Source organism: Bradyrhizobium sp. SZCCHNR3119, from assembly GCF_032487775.1.
Taxonomy (GTDB): Bacteria; Pseudomonadota; Alphaproteobacteria; order Rhizobiales; family Xanthobacteraceae; genus Bradyrhizobium.
Window position 1 is genome coordinate 610,836 of the sequence record NZ_JAUEUV010000002.1, and the last position, 19,401, is coordinate 630,236.

The following is a 19,401-nucleotide window of genomic DNA, read 5'->3' on the forward strand; positions in this document are numbered from 1 at the left end:
TCGAAAACGCAAGTATCAATCGATGCTCGCGCTACCTTAACGCCTATGCGGCATTCCCTGCCCCCTCTTCATTTTAAGAGGGGCACGATCATGGATAGCTCGGACGCAGATGCGCCGCGAGAACACAACGACACGCCATTCAATGAGAGACGCAACGGTCGCCAAACACTCCGCTGTCGTCCCGGCCTCCGAGCCGGGACCCATACGCCGCGGTCGTCGTATGAGGCAAGGTCGGCATCGCATCGTCGCACCATCTGCCTCGGAGTATGGAGCCCGGATCGGCGCATGCCAACCCGCGGCGCGTCGGCAGGCTTGTCCGGGACGACATCAGTGTTGGTCTTGCTACCTGATCACCGCCGGCCCCTGGTCGGGCACCGCGACATCGAGCACGCGCAGCTGCACCCGCTCGACACCCTGGTAGCGATCGACCGCAAGCGTTCCCGCAACATGCAGCACCTGCCCCCGATGCTGCGTCAGGGCGTTGCCGAGCTTCTGCCCGACGGAACGAAAGGCGATGCCGTTCACCGTAGCGCCGTCGCCGGCCTTGAAGCGCAGCCTCAGATGCGCCTGGCCGACTTCATCGGCATAGACCAGCTGATGCGCCGGCAGCGCCACCACCGGCTCGGGATTGCCGCTGCCGAACGGCCCGGCGCGATTGAGCGTCGCAACCAGCTCAGGCGTTGCCGCACGGGCGCTGATCGCGCCGTCGATCAGGATCTCATTGACATGACGCGCATCGGCCACGTCAGGCCCGAGCGTGCTTTCGAGAAAGGCGCGGAACTCCGCGAGCTTCTCCTTGCGCAGGGTGATGCCGGCGGCCATCGCGTGCCCACCACCCTTCATCAGGATGCCCTGCTCCACCGCCTGCCGCACCGCCTTGCCGAGATCGACGCCGAGGATGGAGCGGCCCGAACCGGTGCCGATGCCGCCGGGCTCGAGCGCGATCGCGAAGGCCGGCCGCGCGAACTTCTCTTTCAGCCTGGAAGCGACGAGGCCGACCACGCCGGGATGCCAGCCTTCGGACGCCGTGACGATCACATTGCCCTTGTCCTCGAGGCCGAGCGAGGCCAGCGCCTCGGCCTCGGCTTGCGCCTCCGCCATCTGCTCGATCACGCGCCGTTCGCTGTTGAGCCGGTCGAGTTCGGCCGCGATGCGCGCCGCTTCCGACACGTCGCCTTCGAGCAGCAGTCGCACGCCAAGATCGGCGCGGCCGATGCGGCCGCCGGCGTTGATGCGCGGCCCCAGCATGAAGCCGAGATGCCAGGCCTCCGGCGGACCATTCAGCCGCGCCACGTCCATCAGCGCGGTATGGCCGACATGGTCGCGACGGCGCATTGCGATCAAGCCCTTCGCCACGAAAGCGCGGTTGAGCGCGACCAGCGGCGCGACGTCGGCGACGGTGCCGAGCGCGACGTGATGCAGCATGCCCAGGAGATCAGGCTCCGGCCTTTCGGCCGTCCAGAAGCCGCGCCCGCGCAGCTCGCGATTGACCGCAACCAGCGTCACGAGGGTCAGGCCGACAGCGGCGAGATAGCCGAGGCCGGAGAGATCGTCAGGGCGGTTCGGATTGACCAGCGCATCGACCTCCGGAAGATCTTCGCCGCATTGATGATGGTCGATCACGACCACGGACATGCCGAGCCGCCGCGCTTCGGCCAGCGGCTCCAGGCTGGTGGTGCCGCAATCGACCGTCACCAGCAGCGTGGCCCCCTTGGCGGCGAGCGCCCTGACAGCCTCGACATTGGGGCCGTAGCCTTCGAAAATCCGGTCAGGAATGTGGATCAGCGGATCAAGCCCGCAATGGCGCAGGTGCCAGGCGAGCAGCGCCGCGGATGTCGCGCCGTCGACATCGTAGTCGCCGAAGATCGCGATTTTCTCGCGCTTGACCACGGCATCTGCGATCCGTTTGGCCGCCGCTTCCATCTGCGTGACCGTGAACGGATCGGGCATCAGCTTGCGGATGGTCGGATCGAGGAAATCAGACACCTGGTCGATCTCGACATCGCGGCCGGCCAGCACCCGCGCCAGCATCTCGGGAAGCTGATAGCGCTGCACGATGGCAAGCGCGCGTGCCGCGCCGCGCGCGTCGAGCCGGCTGCGCCAAAGCTTGCCGGTCAACGACAGCCGCACGCCGAGAAATGCCGGCGGGGCTTCGATGGGCAGTGCGGTGGCGGACAGGGGCATGAGGTGCGATTGATTCGATTCGGAAGCCTACCCCGAACCTACACCATCAAGACCGCAGGGGGGCGCACAGGCCGAGATCGCTGTGGGAACTGGCAAAAGATGGGGGGGGTGCTCAAATTACAGGCAAATCAGCCGCCCTTCCTGCAAGTGGCATTAAGCGCCCGTTAGGCGAAATCCGCGACAAATTTCGTCAAATATTGCTCAATTTCTTTCATCGCGCTCTCCTTGCCGGGATGAGACGCGCGCTGCAACGTGGAGGCTTTTTGCCGATGTTGATTGCGCTTGATTCCAAGAAATCGTCCCCTCTCGCCCCTTCGCAAGCAGCAAACACCGAGGATGAAACCGATATCGCCGCGTTGATCGCGCGGCTGACCGGCGAGGTCAATCAGATCGCCTGCGAGAAGACCAAGTCGATCCAGCAGATCACCAACCAGATGAAGATGCTGGCGCTGAACGCGCTGATCGAGAGTTCGCGGGTCGGCGCGCAAGGCGCGGGCTTTGCCGTCGTCGCACAGGAGGTGCGCGCGGTCGGCCAGCAGGTCGAGACCATCGCACGCGAGCTGGAGAGCCATCTCACCACCCGCACCGGCAACCTGAAAAGCTCGATCGAGCGGATGACCGACCGCGCCCGTGGCGAGCGCATGGTCGATCTGTCGCTGAATGCGATCGAGCTGATCGATCGTAATCTCTATGAGCGCACCTGCGACGTGCGCTGGTGGGCAACGGATTCCGCTGTCGTCGACTGCGCCGCGACCCCGAACGCTGCGACGATGTCCCACGTCTCCGAGCGGCTCGCCGTGATCCTCTCAGCCTACACCGTCTATCTCGATCTCTGGCTGTGCGATCTCGACGGCAAGGTCATCGCCAATGGCCGCGCCGACCGCTTCAAGGTGGTCGGCCAGAGTGTCGCCGACACCAAATGGTATCGCGAAGCACGCGGCCTGCGTTCAGGCGACGACTACGTCGCCGGAGACATCGAATGCCAGCCGCTGCTCGGCAACGCCCAGGTCGCGACCTACTGCGCCAGCGTACGCGAGAACGGCAAGGCGCATGGCAAGCCGCTCGGCGTGCTTGCGATCCATTTCGACTGGGAAGCGCAGGCGCGTGCAATCGTGCAGGGCGTGCGGGTCGGAGCCGACGACAACGCGCGCGTGCTGCTGGTCGATTCGAATTTCCGCATCATCGCCGCATCCGACGGCCAGGGCATCCTGAGCGAGCATCTCGCCCTCAAGCTCGACGGCAAGCCAAGCGGCTTCTATCACGACACCTCTAGCCGGCTGATCGCGTTTCACGCCACACCGGGTTACGAAACGTATAAAGGGCTCGGCTGGTATGGCGTGATCGTATCCGGCGCTTAAGGCTCAGACTCAGCAGCCCAGGCTGTCGGCAAGTTGGCCGAAATCCTTGGCGACGATGTCCCAGGTGCCGGTCGCCTCAAAGTCTCGACTTTGCAGCGGGCCATATTCGGTCGGCCGCGCCACGAACGCCGTCTTCAGGCCGTACCGCTGCGCGGCTTGGAGATCATTGTTGTGCGCGGCCACCATCATCACCTCGCCGGGCGCGAGACCGAGCAGACGCGCGGCACCGAGATAGGTCTCGGGATCCGGCTTGTAGTGGGCGAACAACTCGGCCGACATGATGAGGTCCCAGGGGAGCCCCGCGAACTTCGCCATGTTGGTGAGCAGCGCGACATTGCCGTTCGAGAGCGGCGCGATGATGAACTTGCGCTTCAGCCGCGTCAGCCCGGCGACGCTGTCCGACCACGGGTGCAGCCGGTGCCAGCCCCTGGTGAGATAGTCGAGGTCGGCGTCGGTCAAGCCGACAATGCCGAGCTGTGCGACCAGTTGCTCCAGCGAGCGGCGATGCAGGACATCGAGGATGACGTAGCCACGTTCGGGATGCCTGCGTACCTCGTCCATCGAGCCGACATAGAGGCCACGCCAACCGTCGACCAGCGCCGTCCAGTCGCCCTTGATGCCGCGGCTCTCCGACCATCTGGTGAAATCGGCAATCAGGCTCGTGCGCCAGTCCACGACTGTGCCGAACACGTCGAACACCAGCGCCTTGACGGCGGAGAGATCGGACATCACCGCGCCTCTGGCTTAGTCGAGGTGGAATTTTTCCAGCTGCCGGTGCTCGGCCCTGATATAGCGCACCGTCCCGGTCACCGAGCGCATCACCACGGTCTCGGTTTCGATCACTCCGTCCTTGCGGAATTTGACGCCCGACAGCAGCGAGCCGGTGGTGACGCCGGTTGCCGCGAACAGGCAGTCGCCGCGGGCCATGTCTTCGATGCCGTAGATCATCTTGGGATCCCCGACGCCCATCTTGGCCGCGCGCTCGCGCTTCTCTTCGGTATCGAGGATCAGGCGGCATTGCATCTGGCCGCCGATGCAGCGCAGCGCGACGGCTGCCAGCACGCCTTCCGGCGCGCCACCGGTGCCAAGATACATATCGACGCCGGTATTGTCGGGATCTGCGCAGTGGATCACGCCGGCGACGTCGCCATCGGTGATCAGGCGGACGGCAGCGCCGGTCGAGCGCACGCCTTGAATAATGTCGGCATGGCGCGGACGATCCAGCACCAGCACGGTGATCTGCGAGGGATCGACGCCCTTGGCCTTAGCGAGCCGGCGGACGTTGTCGGCCGGGGTCGCATCGAGGTCGACTACGCCTTTGGCATAGCCCGGGCCCACCGCGAGCTTCTGCATGTAGACGTCGGGCGCATGCAACAGCGTACCGCCGTCGGCCATCGCCATGGTCGCGATCGCGCCCGGCATGTTCTTGGCGCACAGCGTGGTGCCTTCGAGCGGATCGACCGCGATGTCGACCCTTGGCCCTGCGTTCAAGCCGACCTTCTCGCCGATATAGAGCATCGGCGCCTCGTCGCGCTCGCCCTCGCCGATCACGACGGTGCCCTCGATCGGCAGCTTGTTGAGCTCGCGCCGCATCGCATCCACCGCCGCCTGGTCGGCCGGCTTTTCCTGGCCATGGCCGCGCAGACGCGCCGCCGACACCGCGGCACGTTCGGTCACGCGCACGATCTCCAGCGTCAGAATGCGCTCAAGCAACAACTGCTGCGGGACAGAAATCTGCGTCGACATCGGTCAACTCCTCAAGACATCACGGCGGGCACCCAATGCCCGCAAACTCTTCACTTCAACGTCGTCCCCCGGACGCCGCACCCGCTGCGCGATCGGCGCCCGTCGCACCGCCCCGCCCTTCGATCGCCCGGTTTGAGCATGATCTTTCCGCAAACGCCATGTGTTTGTTTAGGCACGGCGAATGCCCTAATTTTTCTCGATCCGGATGACCTGCGGCCGGCCGCTGATCACCTTGTCGTCCTGTACCGCCTGCAGCGCCCGATGCACCGCATCCTCGTGGGTCGCGTAGGTGATCAGAATCACCGGCACCGGCGCGCCCTCACCCGACGAGGCCGGTCCGCCGCCGTCCGGATGGCGCTGCACGATCGATTCGATCGATATCTTCTGCTCGGCCAACCGGGTTGCAATCGCGGCGGCCGTACCGACGTGGTCGCGTGCCATGAGGCGGATGTAGTAGCCGCCCTCGTGGCGCTCCATCGGTGCCTTCTCGGTGGCGCGCAGCGTCTCCACCGGCCGCCCGAAGGGCGCGACCCTTACGCCGCGCGCGACGTCGGCAATATCGGCCACGACCGCAGACGCAGTGGCTGCGCCGCCCGCGCCGGGACCGACCAAGGTGATCGGCGGAATCCCCTCGCCATCGATGGTCACCGCATTGGTCACACCCATCACCTGCGCGATCGAGGACGACTTCGGCACCATGGTCGGGTGCACGCGCTGCTCGATGCCCTTGGCGGTGCGCATGGCGACGCCGAGCAGCTTGACCCGATAGCCGAGTTCGGCTGCGGCACGCAGATCCTCCGGTGCGATCGAGGAGATGCCCTCGACATAGATGGCGTTCTCCGCAACCTCGGTCCCGAAAGCGAGGCTTGCGAGGATGGCGAGTTTCTGCGCGGTATCGTGGCCATCGACGTCGAAGGACGGATCGGCTTCGGCATAGCCGAGGCGCTGCGCATCCTTCAGGCACTCTGCGAAGGAGAGTCCCTCCTGTTCCATGCGGGTCAGGATGTAATTGCAGGTACCGTTGAGGATGCCATAGACGCGATCGATCCCGGTGCCGGTGAGTCCTTCGCGCAAGGTCTTCACCACCGGAATCGCGGCGCCGACGGCCGCCTCGAAATTCAACGCGCCACCATGCGCCTCCGCGGCCCTCGCGAGGCGCAAACCGTGCTTGGCGATCAACGCCTTGTTGGCCGTCACGACCGACTTGCCCGATTTGAGCGCGGTCTCGATCGCCGCCAGCGCGGGATCGCCGACGCCGCCCATCAATTCGACCAGGCAGTCGACCTCGGGATCGCCTGCGAGCGTCACCGGATCGTCGACCCAGCGGATTCCGGACAAATCGATATCGCGGTTCTTGGCCCTGGAACGCGCGGTGACGGCGACCACGCGAATGCCACGGCCGGTACGCTCGGCCAGCGCGCGCTCCTGGCGCGCGATCAGACGGACAACCTCGGCGCCCACGGTGCCGAGGCCCGCGATACCCACTCTCAGGGGTGCAACCATCACAAAAAGAACCTGCCGGAAATATTACCGCCGGTTGGCGAGGGGAACCACGTTGTGCAACGTTTCAATGCCGCTTTCAAGGAAGCGACGGACGCCACGCGCGGCTTGCCGGATTCGCTGCTCGTTTTCCACCAGCGCAATACGGACAAAGCCCTCGCCGTACTCGCCGAAGCCGACCCCCGGCGATACCGCAACACCGGACTTCTCGACCATCAAAGTGGCAAACTGCATGCTGCCCAACCCTTTGAAGGCCTCGGGCAACGGCGCCCAGGCGAACATCGAAGCTTCCGGAGCCGGGATCTCCCAGCCGGCGCGACCGAATGCCTCGACCAAGGTGTCGCGGCGCTTGCGGTAGGTTTCGCGCATCTCGCGGATACAGTCGTCAGGCCCGTTCAGGGCGGCGGTCGCCGCCACCTGGATCGGAGTGAATGCACCATAGTCGAGATAGGATTTGACCCGGGCCAGCGCTGCAATGATCCGCTCGTTGCCGACCGCAAAACCCATGCGCCAGCCGGCCATCGAATAGGTTTTCGACATCGAGGTGAACTCGACGGTGACGTCCATCGCGCCCGGCACCTGCAGCACCGATGGCGGCGGGTTCTTGTCGTCGAAATAGACCTCGGCGTAAGCGAGATCGGACAGGATGAAGATCTCATGCTTCTTCGCGAAGGCGACGAGATCGCGATAGAAATCCAGGCTCGCGACATAGGCCGTCGGGTTGGATGGATAGCAGACCACGATCGCCAGCGGCTTCGGGATCGAGTGAACGATCGCCCGTTCGACCGCCTCGAAGAATTGCGGCGTCGGCTCCGACGGCACCGAGCGGATCACGCCGCCCGCCATCAGGAAACCGAAGGCATGGATCGGGTAGCTCGGATTGGGACACAGGATGACGTCGCCCGGCGCGGTGATCGCCTGGGCGACATTGGCAAACCCTTCCTTGGAGCCGAGCGTAGCGACGACCTGGGTCTCCGGATTGAGCTTCACCCCGAAGCGGCGGTCGTAATAGGCCGCTTGCGCCTTACGCAGGCCGCCGATACCGCGGGAGGCCGAATAGCGATCGGTGCGCGGCTTGCCGAGGGTGTCCTTGAGCTTCTCCAGCACATGCGGCGGCGTCGGCAGATCCGGATTGCCCATGCCGAGATCGATGATATCGGCTCCGGCGTTCCGCGCGGCCGCCTTGGCCCGGTTGACCTGTTCGAACACGTAAGGCGGCAGACGGCGGATACGATAGAACTCTTCCATGGGTCTCTAGCTCCGGCAACCGGTGGGCACTCGCCTTCCCTTCGAGGCGGATTTACCTGCGGGCCTGTCTGCCAGAAACACGTGCCAGATCACGATTTTAGCACGGGTTCCGGACCGACGAGCCCGCCTCACCCTCAAAACTTTACGGTTGATTCCAGCCTTTTAGCACGGACACCGCGCCGCGCCAGAAGATTACTGCCCCGGCCAGGGCGATTACTTGCCTGCGTCCTTGGCACTTGCCGAGGCCTGACGGTCGCGCGCCGCCACCAGCTCTTTTTCGATCTTGGCACGTTCTTCCGGGGAGATGATCGCAGTATCCCGCACCGGCGGCGGCTCGTTGACCGGAAGATAGGCGCCCGGCCCACTTGGCCCACTCTGCGGATCGGCAGAGTTGGCCGATGGTTGCATATCGGCGATGGGAGTGGAACAGCCGGAAAGGACGAGCGCGCCGGCGAACAGCGTGACGGCCAGCAACCCATATCTCCGCCTGCCGTAACGCTCCACCGATCTCACCCGCGTTCATCCTCCACGTTCACGATCCCCGCTCTATGCCGCTCCGCAGCGCGGCATATTTTTGCCGCAGCACAACCAAATGTCACCGGAAACATTTACAACCTGAACAGCAATTTTCGCGGGTAGAAGCCCAATATGTCGGAAGCAAGATGCTTTGCGGCAACGCAACAGGGTGCGTTGGAATTAACCGCAAACTCGCGGATTGTTGATCTCGCGCGGTGACGAACCGCGCACGACACGGTAGTGTTGTTGCGCCATGAGCGACGTGCCCACCGAGACCCAGCCGATCAAGACATTCGATTCCGAAGCCTTTGCGAGGAACATCGCAAAGGCACTGGAGAGCAGCGGCAAGGCGCTTGCGGCTTACCTCAAGCCGCGCGAGAGCGGCGAGGTCCAAGACCGGCCGCCGACCGAACTCGCCGAGGTCGTGAGAGCTTTCACCGCGGTGGCCGATTACTGGCTTTCGGACAGCGAGCGCGCCGCGGATATCCAGACCAAGATCGCCAAGGGCTATCTCGATCTGTGGGGTTCTGCATCACGACGGCTCGCCGGCGAAGACGCCCCTCCGGCCATCTCGCCCTCCCCGCGCGACAAGCGGTTTGCCGATCCCGAGTGGAAGTCGAACCAGTTCTTCGATTTCGTGATGCAGGCCTATCTGCTGACGTCGCAATGGGCGCAGGATCTCGTGCACAATGCGGAAGGTCTCGATCCGCAGACCCGCAAGCGGGCCGAGTTCTACGTCAACCAGATCACCAACGCGCTGGCGCCGTCGAACTTTGTCTTCACCAATCCCGAGGTGCTGCGCCACACGGTATCCTCGAGCGGCGAAAATCTGGTACGCGGCATGCAGATGCTGGCCGAGGACATCGAGGCCGGCAAGGGCATGCTGAAGATCCGCCAGTCCGATCCGGCCAATCTCGAGGTCGGCGTCAATATGGCGACCACGCCCGGCAAGGTGGTTTTCGAGAACGACCTGATGCAGCTCATCCAGTATGAGCCGAGCACTGAGAGGGTGCTGCGCACGCCGCTCCTGATCGTGCCGCCCTGGATCAACAAGTTCTACATCCTCGACCTTCGCTCCGAGAAATCCTTCATCAAATGGTGCGTCGATCAAGGCATCACCGTTTTCGTGATCTCCTGGGTCAACCCCGACAAGAAGCTCGGAAGCAAGGGCTGGGAAGACTACATGAAGGAAGGCCCGCTGAAGGCGATGGACGTCATCGAGCGGATCACCGGCGAGATGAAGGTGCACACCCTCGGCTATTGCGTCGGCGGCACCATGCTGGCGACGACGCTTGCCTGGCTTGCGGAGAAGCGGCGACAGCGCGTGACCTCGGCGACCTTCCTCGCCGCACAGGTGGATTTCACCCATGCCGGCGATCTGCTGGTTTTCGTCGACGAGAATCAGATCTCCGCGCTCGAGCGCGACATGCAGGCCTCGGGCGTGCTCGAGGGCAGCAAGATGGCGATGGCCTTCAACATGCTGCGCTCGAACGACCTGATCTGGTCGTATGTCGTCAACAACTACCTGAAAGGCCAGTCGCCGGCGGCCTTCGATCTGCTGCACTGGAATTCCGACGCGACGCGGATGGCGGCCGCCAACCATTCCTACTACTTGCGCAATTGCTATCTCGAGAACCGGCTGACCTCGGGAACCATGGTGCTGGACAACACACTGCTCGATCTCTCCATGGTCAAGGTGCCGGTCTACAATTTGGCGACGCGCGAGGACCACATCGCTCCGGCCGATTCCGTCCTCTACGGCTCGCAATTCTTCGGCGGGCCGGTGAAATACGTGCTGTCCGGCTCCGGCCATATCGCCGGCGTGGTGAATCCGCCCGCGGCGGGCAAATACCAGTATTGGACCAACGATACGATCCGCGACATTTCCCTGAAGGATTGGATCAAGGGCGCGCAGGAGCACAAGGGTTCCTGGTGGCCGGACTGGCGCCAATGGCTCGCCAATCTCGATCCGGAAGAGGTTCCGGCGCGCAGTGTCGGCAGCGAAGGTTTCCCGCCGATCGAGGATGCGCCCGGCTCCTATGTGCGCGTCCGCGCATAGCGCGCTATGCGGCGATCAAATATAACCCTCGGCGTCCCGCCGGGACGGGACGATATCAGTTGAGGGGAAATCGATGACGCGCGAATTGTTCTGGCTGACGCTCACGGTGATTCTGACCGGGCTCTTGTGGATCCCCTACATTCTGAACCGATGCCAGGTGCGCGGGCTCGGCGGAGCCATGGCCAACCCCTCCCGCAACGACAAGCCGCATGCGCCTTGGGCGACGCGGCTGATGTTCGCCCATGACAATGCGGTCGAGAACCTCGTCATCTTCGCGCCCCTGGTCCTGATCCTGAACGCGATCGATTATTCGACCAAATGGACCGTGATCGCCTGTGCGGTCTATTTTTGGACGCGAGTCGCCCACGTCATCGTCTACACGCTGGGCCTGCCGGTGTTCCGGACCATTGCGTTCACGATCGGCTTCCTCGCCCAGGCCGTGCTCGCACTCGCAATCTTCGGCTGGGTGTAAGCCCGCGCTGGACGGTTAGGTGCAACGTGCCTTGAAATTGGCCGCCACCAGCTTTGCCATCACCTCGTCGAGATGCGCCTGGTCACGCGTCTCGATGACGAGCTCGAGCAGCGTTGCCTTCGCCGGCAGATCCGAGAAGGTGCGCTGGTGCGAGACTTCGATGATGTTGGCGCCGGCCTCGGCGAGCAGGGCCGAGACCGCGGCAAGTTGGCCGGGTCGATCGACGATGTCGATCGACAGTTGGGTCAGCCGGCCCTCGCGCGCGAGCTCGCGGGTCAGTACCGAGGCGATCAACCGCGTGTCGATGTTGCCACCGGTGAGGACCAGGCCGACATTGCGGCCGGCACATCGCTCGGGATAAGCAAGCACCGCAGCAAGCCCTGCGGCGCCGGCCCCCTCCACCACCGTCTTCTCGATCGAGATCAGCGTCGCCACTGCGCGCTCGAGCTGCGGCTCGGTAACGAGCACGATGTCGTCGACCAACTGCCGGATGATCTCGGTCGTGATCCTGCCGGGCGCTTTGACCGCGATACCTTCAGCCAGGGTGTCGCCGCGCATCGGCAGATCCTTGCCATAGACTGCATTGTACATCGACGGATACAGTTCGGCCTGCACGCCGATGATGCGCAAGCCCGGTTTTTGCGCGCGCGCGGCGATCGCCATCCCGGAGATCAGGCCGCCACCGCCGATCGGCACCACGAGCGTATCGAGATCCGGGATCGCTTCGAGCATCTCGAGCGCAACCGTGCCCTGGCCGGCGATGATCAGCGGATCGTCGTAAGGATGGATCAGGGTCAGCCCCCTTGCCTCGCCATGGCTGCGGGCGAACGCTCCCGCCTCCTCCAGCGTCGCGCCGGAAACCACGACCTCGGCGCCAAGCCTGCGCGTGTTCTCGATCTTCACCATCGGCGTGCCGATCGGCATCACGATCACGGCGGGAATGCCGAGCCGCCTGGCATTGTAGGCGACGCCCTGGGCGTGATTGCCCGCCGACATCGCGATGACACCGCGCTGCCGCTGCTCGGCCGAGAGCGCCTGCAGGCGGTTCAGCGCCCCGCGCTCCTTGAACGAGGCCGTGAACTGCAGGTTCTCGAACTTCAGCCAGATGTTGCAGCCGCAGATGTCGCTGAGTGTCCGGCTTTTGTGGCAGTCGGTCGCCAGCACCGCGCCTTGGATCGCCGCGGCGGCGGCCCTGATGTCTGACGGCTGGACCGGCAGGCGGTTGATATCGAATACGGTGTCATGTCCGCCCATCGGTCGCTCGTATCGTTGATTGGTGACGCATCGCGCTTGCCGGCAGAACCGGCTCGTCCGCGATCGAACGCTCAGCGGCGCTCGCCGCTGAGCGAAGCCGTTTTGTAGTCTCAGCTCGCGAGATCGGGAAGCCCGAGCATCAGCCGCAGGTTCTGGACCGCTGCGCCCGAAGCACCCTTGCCGAGATTGTCGAGGCGGGCCACCAGGACCGCCTGGTGGTGCTTGTCGCTGCCAAACACATAGAGCTCGAGCTGGTTGGTCTCGTTCAGCGCTTCCGGCTCGATCCGACCGCTCTTCGCGGCTTCGTTGTCGAGCGGCACGACAGAGACGTATTTGCTTCCGGCGTAATGCTTGGCGAGCGCTGCCTGCAGGTCGGCTCCGCCAGGCTTGCCCGGCAGCGTGTCCAGTTGCAGCGGCACCGAGACCAGCATGCCCTGCCGGTAGTTGCCGACCGACGGCACGAAGATCGGCCGCCGCGTCAGCTTCGAATAAAGCTGCAGCTCCGGCAGGTGCTTGTGCTCGAAGCCCAGACCGTACAGTTCGAAGGCCGGCGCGGTGCCGTTCTCGAAGGACGCGATCATCGACTTGCCGCCGCCCGAATAGCCGCTGACCGCATTCACAGTCACCGGATAGTCCGCCGGCAGCAGGCCGGCATCGACCAGCGGCCGCAGCAGCGCGATTCCGCCGGTGGGATAGCAGCCGGGATTGGAGACTTTCCGCGCGCTACGGATCTTGTCCGCCTGGTCGGTGGCGAGCTCGGGGAAGCCATAGGTCCAATCGGGCGCGACGCGGAACGCGGTCGAGGCGTCGATCACCTTGGGTGCAGCGTTGCCCATGCTGTCGATCAACGCCGCCGTTTCCTTGGCGGCGTCATCGGGCAGGCAGAGGATGACAAGATCGACCTCCTCCATCAGCGCCCGTTTGGCGCCCGGATCCTTTCGCTTGTCCTCGGCGATGGTCTTCACCGCGATGTCGCTCTGCCGGCTCAGCCGCTCGGCGATGCCGAGGCCTGTCGTCCCCGACCCGCCGTCGACGAAGACGGAGCGCATGGCGGCACCGGCCGCTTGGCCTTTTGGCTGCTTGGTCTCGATCACGGTCATGACACGCTCCTTGTGGACGTCAGAGTTTCACCGGCGAAGGCCTGGGGCCGCGCCTGTCGCATGAGAGTGCAGATGCGTTGCGAACCGATGTCGGGCTGTTCGCCGAGCCTGGCCGCGACCGCCGCGTAGTCAGCTTCGGACTTGTGCTGATTGAGCTTGAAGCTGCCTTCCACCTGCTCGACCGTCATCACCAGGCCAACAATCGCCTTCTTCATCGCCTCGAGCCGTCCTGCCGTCATCTTGTCGGACGTCCACGGCGTCTTCGGCAACAACTGCTGTTCGAACTTTGCGCTCAGGGCATCCACCTGCACAGCGAGTTCGGTCTCCGACAGCAAGCGAACCGGTCCTGTCAGATGCACGGCCTGGTACAGCCAGGTCGGGACTTGATCTGGTGAGACGTACCAGTCGGCGGATACATAGGCATCCGCACCGAGCACCGCGAGCAGCCAGGACGTTGTACTGTCCGCGAACTTCGCGAGCGGATTGCCGCGCGCGACATGGAAGAACGCCTGCGGCGTACCGTCGTCGGTGGAGCTCAGATAGAACGGCAGGGATGATGCAATCGGCTTGTCGCCGTCCCACGCGCAGACCGTGCCGAAGCCGCGCGCATCCGCGAAGCCGAGGCTTGCGGCACGATCAGGCTTGAAGGGCGGTGGCGTGTACATCGAAAGGCTCCTGCGTGGCGAGGAGCCGCCTGATCAGATCACGCTGCATGGAGATTGCCGCGGGATCAGATCCGGCGGCAAGGGCTTTGGTCCAGACTCAGCCGACCGCCCGTACCGCGAATGCGCGACGGCGACGAGCGAACATAATGGTCCGGGCGTTGATCATGGGCGCATGGCTATAAGACCGCCCGGTTCCGCCGTCAAGCGACCGAGCGCAGCTCGCTAAAACGTCGGCCATTATTATTTTGAACGCGCTCAAGCCGACCGCCAGAGCCATTCGACGACGCGTCCGATGCCGTCGCCGAACAGCAGCAGCACCGCGGACCAGACCAGGGCGGAGAGGAAATTGGCGATCTGAAACTGCAGGTACGGCATTTCGAAAATGCCGGCTGCCAGCGGCACCGAAGCACGCAACGGCCCGAAGAAGCGGCCGATGAAGATGCTCGGCACACCCCAGGCGCGGACGAAGGCCTCACCGCGGAGGAGGATATTAGGATAACGGGTCAGCGGCCAAATCTGCGCGACATGGTCCTTGTATCGATAGCCGAACCAATAGGAGACCCAATCACCCAGGGCGGCGCCAAGGCCGCCGGCGAGCCAGACCGGCCAAAAGCTGATTCCGGTCACCCCGATCAGCGCTCCGATCGCGACCAGTGCGCCCCAGGCGGGGATCAGCAGCGAGATGAAGGCCAGCGATTCACCGAAAGCGAGCAGCAGCACGATCGGAGCGGCCCAGGCCTGGTGGTCGCGCACGAAGTCGGCGACCGCGCGCCCAACGTCTTCCATCTCCGATTTGCCTTTCCCTCGCTCCGTAACCTAAGCCATTGAAGGCTATTACGGTTCCCATCGGCGCGACTGGTACGCCGGCAGCCTTCAGGACTTCAAGTCACAAACACCTTCCCGGCGCGTGAAACGAGTTCCAGGGGCGATTTTGGGGTCCGTAGCAGCCCGGAACCTCTGTCCGGTCATTGTTTTACGCCCGTCCATGGCATAGTCAGGCCCAGCGATTCGTTCCGCTTCGCGCACCAAGATTGTCAGATTCCATGGGTAAGCCATTGAAATCCGCTGCAAAACAGAAAGCCAAACCCGCCGACGACATGTTTGCGGCGCAGCAAGCCAAGGGCAAGGCTCCGGCCAAGGCAGCTTCCAAGGCACCTGCCCGCGCGTCGAGCGCGGAGGGCGAATATACCGCCCGTGACATCGAGGTTCTCGAGGGGCTGGAGCCGGTCCGGCGGCGCCCCGGCATGTATATCGGCGGCACCGACGAGAAGGCGTTGCACCACCTGTTCGCCGAGGTCATCGACAACTCGATGGACGAGGCGCTGGCGGGCCATGCCACGTTCATCGAGGTGGAACTGGATACCGACGGATTCCTGACCGTGACCGACAACGGTCGCGGCATCCCGGTCGATCCGCACCCGAAATTCCCGAAGAAGTCCGCGCTCGAGATCATCATGTGCACCCTGCACGCGGGCGGAAAGTTCGACTCGAAGGTCTACGAGACCTCCGGCGGCCTGCACGGCGTCGGCATCTCCGTGGTGAACGCGCTGTCGACCCGGCTCGAGGTCGAGGTCGCCCGCAACCAGAAGCTCTACCGGATGGTGTTCGAGCGCGGTCACCCCAAGGGCAAGCTGGAAGAACTCGGCAAGGTGGCGAACCGCCGTGGCACCAAGGTCCGCTTTCAGCCCGACCCGACCATCTTCGGCGCCAAGGCAGCGTTCAAGCCGCAGCGCCTGTTCAAGATGGCCCGCTCCAAGGCCTACCTGTTCGGTGGCGTCGAGATCCGCTGGAAATGCGATCCGTCGCTGCTCAAGGGCCTCGAGGATGTACCGGCGGAGGCGACCTTCCACTTCCCGGGCGGCCTGAAGGATTATCTGGCCGCCGCGATCCATGCCGACACGCTGGTCCACCCCGACATCTTCGCCGGCAAATCCGGCCGCACCGGCGGCCATGGCGGCTGCGAATGGGCGGTGGCCTGGACCGCGGATGCTGACGGTTTCCTGTCCTCGTACTGCAACACCATTCCGACCCCCGACGGCGGCACCCACGAATCGGGGATCCGCAGCGCCCTGCTGCGTGGCCTGAAGGACCACGCCGAGCGCGCCGGCCAAGGCAAGCGCGCCGCCTCGATCACCTCCGAGGACATCATGGCGGGCGCCGCCATCATGCTGTCGGTGTTCGTGCGCGAACCGGAATTCCAGGGCCAAACCAAGGATCGCCTGGCAACCGCCGAGGCGCAGCGCATCGTCGAGCAGGCCGTGAAGGACCCGTTCGACCATTGGCTGTCCGGCAATCCGCTGCAGGCCAACCGGCTGCTCGATTTCGTGATCGAGCGGGCGGAAGAGCGCATCCGCCGCCGCCAGGAAAAGGAAACACAGCGCAAAACCGCAACCAAGAAGTTGCGGCTGCCGGGCAAGCTGTCCGACTGCTCCGATGCCGGCACTGCCAACTCCGAGCTGTTCATCGTCGAGGGCGATTCGGCCGGCGGTAGCGCCAAGCAGGCGCGTGATCGCAAGACGCAGGCGGTCCTGCCGCTACGCGGCAAGATTCTCAATGTCGCCTCGGCAGGCAAAGACAAGCTGACCGCAAATGCCCAGCTGTCCGATCTCGTCCTCGCGATCGGCGCCGGCACCGGCACCGCCTATCGCGAGGAGGACCTCCGTTATCAGCGCATCATCATCATGACCGACGCCGACGTCGACGGCGCCCATATCGCCTCGCTCCTGATCACCTTCTTCTACCGGCAGATGCGGGGACTGATCGACGAAGGGCATCTCTATCTCGCGGTGCCGCCGCTGTACCGGCTGACGCACGGCAGCAAGACCTTCTACGCCCGCGACGACGCACATCGGGACGAGCTCTTGAAACGCGAGTTCAACGCCAACGCCAAGGTCGAGATCGGCCGCTTCAAAGGCCTCGGCGAAATGATGCCGGCGCAGCTCAAGGAAACCACCATGGACCCCGCCAAGCGGACCCTGCTCCGTGTCGTCCTGTTGGCCGACGATCGGGAAGGCACGGCCGATTCGGTGGAGCGACTGATGGGGACCAAGGCCGAGGCACGCTTCGCCTTCATTTCGGAAAAGGCGGAATTTGCCAGCGACGAACTCCTCGACGTCTGACCTCAAAACGCCTTCGAGCCACAATTGCAAGTTCCACGCAACTCGCCACAGCCGTTTTCTGGCAGTTGATTCAATAATTTGCACATTCGACGAGCAAGCCGCCCCGTTGTTTTCCGGACGGTGTGCCCGTCAGGCAACAGCTTTTGGGCACCAATCGGCTATAGTTCGGGCACATCAGGCGAGGGAATCGCCGACAGATTGTCTGCCACGGGCGGCACGTCGACTTGGGGATTAGAATTATGAAAAAGCTTTTGCTGGCTTTGACCGCAGTGGTGGCGATGACGGGAGCCGCTTCGGCCGCCGATTTGGCCGCCCGCCCCTATGTGAAGGCCCCGATCGCCCCGGCCGCTCCGAGCTGGACCGGCTTCTACATCTTCGGCGGCGCCGGCGGCGGCATCTGGGATGCCGACTCGCACACCAATTTCCTGGGCGCCCCGGTGACGATCGACCAGCGCGTTGGCGGTGACGGTTGGTTCGGCACCGTCGGTGTCGGCTACGACTGGCAGGTCGCCCCGAGCTGGGTTGTCGGCCTGTTCGGTGACGGCCAGTTCGGCAGCCTCCGCGGCACTGTTCAGGATCAGTTTGCTGCCCTGACCGGCCGGGTCAAGCTGCAGGACTCCTGGGCTGCGGGCGTCCGCGTCGGCTATCTGGTCGCTCCGAATGTGCTGTCCTATGTGAACGGCGGCTACTCCGGATCGCACTGGTCGGGAACGGGTTTGACCACCCTCACCGGCACCGCATCTGGCTTCCACACCGACTCCTTCAATCGTAACGGCTGGTTCATCGGCGGCGGCGTCGAGAACAACCTGAACATCTTCGGCATCACGGCGCCGGGCTGGTTCATGAAGACCGAATATCGCGCTGCCTACTACGACCGGAAGGATATCGCGGTCCGCACCGACGTCGGCAACCTGCTGACCACGGACTCGATCAGCTTCAAGCCTTGGGTGCAGACCATCAGCACCTCGCTGGTCTACCGCTTCAACTGGACCGGCCCGGTGGTTGCGAAGTACTAATCGATCCAAAGGATCGGATGAGAAAAGCCCCGGCTCTGCCGGGGCTTTTTGTTTGTCCGCAGCGTGCCTCCCACGCTGGCCATCATCGCACCCGGCCGCTACGGTCGCGTACCGCGCGTAACAGATCGCGCCAACAAGATGCGGCGGTCGCACATATGGCAGCGTCGGCCGGGAGGGAGGCGGATGCGCAGATTTCTTCTCATCGCGGGCCTGTTGCTGCTCGGCGTCGGCCTGCTCTGGATCGGTCAGGGCACGGGCGTTGTCGCCTGGCCAAGCTCGAGCTTCATGATCAATCAAATTCAATGGGCCGGCTACGGTGCGGGCACCGCTGCGCTTGGCCTGGTCCTGATCTGGCAAGGCAGCTGCTGACAAAGGGGACACGCGCCATGGCTTCACCATTCGATCTCCGCGGCAAGGTCGCGATCGTCACCGGCGGCAACGGCGGCATCGGTCTCGGCATGACGCGAGGACTGGCCGATGCGGGCGCCGACATCGCGATCGTCGGCCGCAACCAGGCCAAGAGCGATACCGTCGCAGCCGACATGATGGCGCGCGGCGTCCGCGCTGTCGCGGTGACGGCCGATGTCACCGACAAGGACGCGGTGACGGCAATGATCGCGCGCGTTGGCGACGCATTCGGCCGCATCGATATTCTCATCAACAACGCCGGCATCAATATCCGCAAGCCGCCACAGGCGCTCGAGCTCGATGAATGGAGCGAGGTCATCGAGACCAACCTCACCAGCGCGTTCTTGTGCTCGAAGGCCGTCTACCCTGCGCTCAAGGCGGCGGGCGGCGGCAAGATCATCAATATCGGCTCGATGATGTCGATCTTCGGCGCGAGCTTCGCCCCGGCCTATGCCGCCAGCAAGGGCGGCATCGTGCAGTTCACGCGTGCCTGCGCGTGCGCCTGGGCCGCCGACAACATCCAGGTCAATGCAATCCTGCCCGGCTGGATCGATACCGACCTGACCCGCACCGCGCGCCAGCAGGTCGACGGCCTGCACGACCGGGTGCTGGCGCGGACGCCCGCGGCGCGCTGGGGCGAGATCGGCGACTTTGCCGGCATCGCGGTTTTCTTGAGCTCAGCAGCATCCGGCTTCGTGACGGGCACGGCCATTCCCGTCGACGGCGGATATTCGGTGTCGGCGTAAGCAATAAGCG

17 protein-coding genes are annotated in these 19,401 nt (G+C 64.3%); 7 read left to right on the top strand and 10 right to left on the bottom strand.

Going from position 1 to position 19,401, the window contains the following annotated elements; translation table 11 throughout:
- Positions 1-342: 342 nt before the first annotated feature.
- Positions 343-2,184 carry a single-stranded-DNA-specific exonuclease RecJ gene (gene recJ / locus QX034_RS30115; RefSeq protein WP_315703779.1) on the bottom strand — a complete coding sequence of 614 codons (1,842 nt, stop codon included), beginning with the start codon at positions 2,182-2,184 and terminating at the stop codon, positions 343-345.
- A gap of 269 nt (positions 2,185-2,453) precedes the next feature.
- Here recJ and QX034_RS30120 point away from each other — a divergent pair, with 269 nt between their 5' ends.
- Positions 2,454-3,542, top strand: a complete 1,089-nt coding sequence (locus QX034_RS30120; protein WP_315703778.1) for a methyl-accepting chemotaxis protein — start codon at positions 2,454-2,456, stop codon at positions 3,540-3,542.
- Positions 3,543-3,551: 9 nt separating this feature from the next.
- On the opposite strand, the gene QX034_RS30125 is transcribed toward QX034_RS30120, so the two are convergent.
- From QX034_RS30125 to QX034_RS30145, 5 genes are all read right to left on the bottom strand, one after another.
- On the bottom strand, positions 3,552-4,271 hold the full coding sequence (locus QX034_RS30125) for a haloacid dehalogenase type II (protein WP_315729152.1): 720 nt from the start codon (positions 4,269-4,271) through the stop codon (positions 3,552-3,554).
- 15 nt (positions 4,272-4,286) lie between these two features.
- Entirely contained in the window at positions 4,287-5,288 is a 1,002-nt protein-coding gene (glpX, locus tag QX034_RS30130; RefSeq protein WP_315703776.1) for a class II fructose-bisphosphatase, read from the bottom strand.
- 186 nt (positions 5,289-5,474) lie between these two features.
- Positions 5,475-6,791: a homoserine dehydrogenase gene (locus QX034_RS30135; protein ID WP_315730020.1), complete on the bottom strand. Its 1,317-nt coding sequence runs from the start codon at positions 6,789-6,791 to the stop codon at positions 5,475-5,477.
- Between the two features lie 24 nt (positions 6,792-6,815).
- Positions 6,816-8,036 (bottom strand): LL-diaminopimelate aminotransferase, encoded by a 1,221-nt coding sequence (locus QX034_RS30140; RefSeq protein ID WP_315703774.1) that lies wholly within the window; start codon positions 8,034-8,036, stop codon positions 6,816-6,818.
- A gap of 213 nt (positions 8,037-8,249) precedes the next feature.
- Complete coding sequence (locus tag QX034_RS30145; protein WP_315703773.1) at positions 8,250-8,510, bottom strand: hypothetical protein; 261 nt, start codon at positions 8,508-8,510, stop codon at positions 8,250-8,252.
- 295 nt (positions 8,511-8,805) lie between these two features.
- Here QX034_RS30145 and QX034_RS30150 point away from each other — a divergent pair, with 295 nt between their 5' ends.
- Positions 8,806-10,611, top strand: coding sequence for a class I poly(R)-hydroxyalkanoic acid synthase (locus QX034_RS30150; RefSeq protein WP_315703772.1), 1,806 nt, complete (start codon positions 8,806-8,808; stop codon positions 10,609-10,611).
- 73 nt (positions 10,612-10,684) lie between these two features.
- Positions 10,685-11,083, top strand: coding sequence for an MAPEG family protein (locus QX034_RS30155; RefSeq protein WP_315703771.1), 399 nt, complete (start codon positions 10,685-10,687; stop codon positions 11,081-11,083).
- Positions 11,084-11,098: 15 nt separating this feature from the next.
- On the opposite strand, the gene QX034_RS30160 is transcribed toward QX034_RS30155, so the two are convergent.
- From QX034_RS30160 to QX034_RS30175, 4 genes are all read right to left on the bottom strand, one after another.
- Positions 11,099-12,337: a threonine ammonia-lyase gene (locus QX034_RS30160; protein ID WP_315730019.1), complete on the bottom strand. Its 1,239-nt coding sequence runs from the start codon at positions 12,335-12,337 to the stop codon at positions 11,099-11,101.
- 110 nt (positions 12,338-12,447) lie between these two features.
- Complete coding sequence (gene argC / locus QX034_RS30165; RefSeq protein WP_315703769.1) at positions 12,448-13,437, bottom strand: N-acetyl-gamma-glutamyl-phosphate reductase; 990 nt, start codon at positions 13,435-13,437, stop codon at positions 12,448-12,450.
- The gene (locus tag QX034_RS30170; protein WP_315703768.1) at positions 13,434-14,102 is read right to left on the bottom strand and encodes an FMN-binding negative transcriptional regulator; all 669 of its coding nucleotides are present in this window, start codon (positions 14,100-14,102) and stop codon (positions 13,434-13,436) included. The genes argC and QX034_RS30170 overlap by 4 nt, the downstream gene beginning before the upstream one ends.
- Positions 14,103-14,357: 255 nt before the next feature.
- Positions 14,358-14,888 carry a DedA family protein gene (locus QX034_RS30175; protein WP_315703767.1) on the bottom strand — a complete coding sequence of 177 codons (531 nt, stop codon included), beginning with the start codon at positions 14,886-14,888 and terminating at the stop codon, positions 14,358-14,360.
- 257 nt (positions 14,889-15,145) lie between these two features.
- On the opposite strand from QX034_RS30175, the gene parE reads away from it, so the two are divergent.
- The 4 genes from parE to QX034_RS30195 all read left to right on the top strand — a co-directional run bounded on the left by parE (position 15,146) and on the right by QX034_RS30195 (position 19,391).
- Complete coding sequence (parE, locus tag QX034_RS30180) at positions 15,146-17,221, top strand: DNA topoisomerase IV subunit B (RefSeq protein WP_315703766.1); 2,076 nt, start codon at positions 15,146-15,148, stop codon at positions 17,219-17,221.
- A 239-nt stretch (positions 17,222-17,460) separates the two neighbouring features.
- On the top strand, positions 17,461-18,237 hold the full coding sequence (locus QX034_RS30185) for an outer membrane protein (RefSeq protein WP_315703765.1): 777 nt from the start codon (positions 17,461-17,463) through the stop codon (positions 18,235-18,237).
- Between the two features lie 183 nt (positions 18,238-18,420).
- A complete protein-coding gene (locus QX034_RS30190) occupies positions 18,421-18,606 on the top strand; it encodes a hypothetical protein (RefSeq protein WP_315703764.1) in 186 nt (61 codons plus the stop codon).
- 17 nt (positions 18,607-18,623) lie between these two features.
- Complete coding sequence (locus QX034_RS30195; RefSeq protein ID WP_315730017.1) at positions 18,624-19,391, top strand: SDR family NAD(P)-dependent oxidoreductase; 768 nt, start codon at positions 18,624-18,626, stop codon at positions 19,389-19,391.
- The last annotated feature ends 10 nt before the right edge of the window (positions 19,392-19,401 follow it).

Excerpts from the sequence above, each read along its gene's own strand:
- recJ (WP_315703779.1), bottom strand. The coding sequence starts at position 2,184 with ATGCCCCTGTCCGCCACCGCACTGCCCATCGAAGCCCCGCCGGCATTT.
- QX034_RS30120 (WP_315703778.1), top strand. The coding sequence starts at position 2,454 with ATGTTGATTGCGCTTGATTCCAAGAAATCGTCCCCTCTCGCCCCTTCG.
- QX034_RS30125 (WP_315729152.1), bottom strand. The coding sequence starts at position 4,271 with ATGTCCGATCTCTCCGCCGTCAAGGCGCTGGTGTTCGACGTGTTCGGC.
- glpX (WP_315703776.1), bottom strand. The coding sequence starts at position 5,288 with ATGTCGACGCAGATTTCTGTCCCGCAGCAGTTGTTGCTTGAGCGCATT.
- QX034_RS30135 (WP_315730020.1), bottom strand. The coding sequence starts at position 6,791 with ATGGTTGCACCCCTGAGAGTGGGTATCGCGGGCCTCGGCACCGTGGGC.
- QX034_RS30140 (WP_315703774.1), bottom strand. The coding sequence starts at position 8,036 with ATGGAAGAGTTCTATCGTATCCGCCGTCTGCCGCCTTACGTGTTCGAA.
- QX034_RS30150 (WP_315703772.1), top strand. The coding sequence starts at position 8,806 with ATGAGCGACGTGCCCACCGAGACCCAGCCGATCAAGACATTCGATTCC.
- QX034_RS30155 (WP_315703771.1), top strand. The coding sequence starts at position 10,685 with ATGACGCGCGAATTGTTCTGGCTGACGCTCACGGTGATTCTGACCGGG.
- QX034_RS30160 (WP_315730019.1), bottom strand. The coding sequence starts at position 12,337 with ATGGGCGGACATGACACCGTATTCGATATCAACCGCCTGCCGGTCCAG.
- argC (WP_315703769.1), bottom strand. The coding sequence starts at position 13,437 with ATGACCGTGATCGAGACCAAGCAGCCAAAAGGCCAAGCGGCCGGTGCC.
- QX034_RS30170 (WP_315703768.1), bottom strand. The coding sequence starts at position 14,102 with ATGTACACGCCACCGCCCTTCAAGCCTGATCGTGCCGCAAGCCTCGGC.
- QX034_RS30175 (WP_315703767.1), bottom strand. The coding sequence starts at position 14,888 with ATGGAAGACGTTGGGCGCGCGGTCGCCGACTTCGTGCGCGACCACCAG.
- parE (WP_315703766.1), top strand. The coding sequence starts at position 15,146 with ATGGGTAAGCCATTGAAATCCGCTGCAAAACAGAAAGCCAAACCCGCC.
- QX034_RS30185 (WP_315703765.1), top strand. The coding sequence starts at position 17,461 with ATGAAAAAGCTTTTGCTGGCTTTGACCGCAGTGGTGGCGATGACGGGA.
- QX034_RS30190 (WP_315703764.1), top strand. The coding sequence starts at position 18,421 with ATGCGCAGATTTCTTCTCATCGCGGGCCTGTTGCTGCTCGGCGTCGGC.
- QX034_RS30195 (WP_315730017.1), top strand. The coding sequence starts at position 18,624 with ATGGCTTCACCATTCGATCTCCGCGGCAAGGTCGCGATCGTCACCGGC.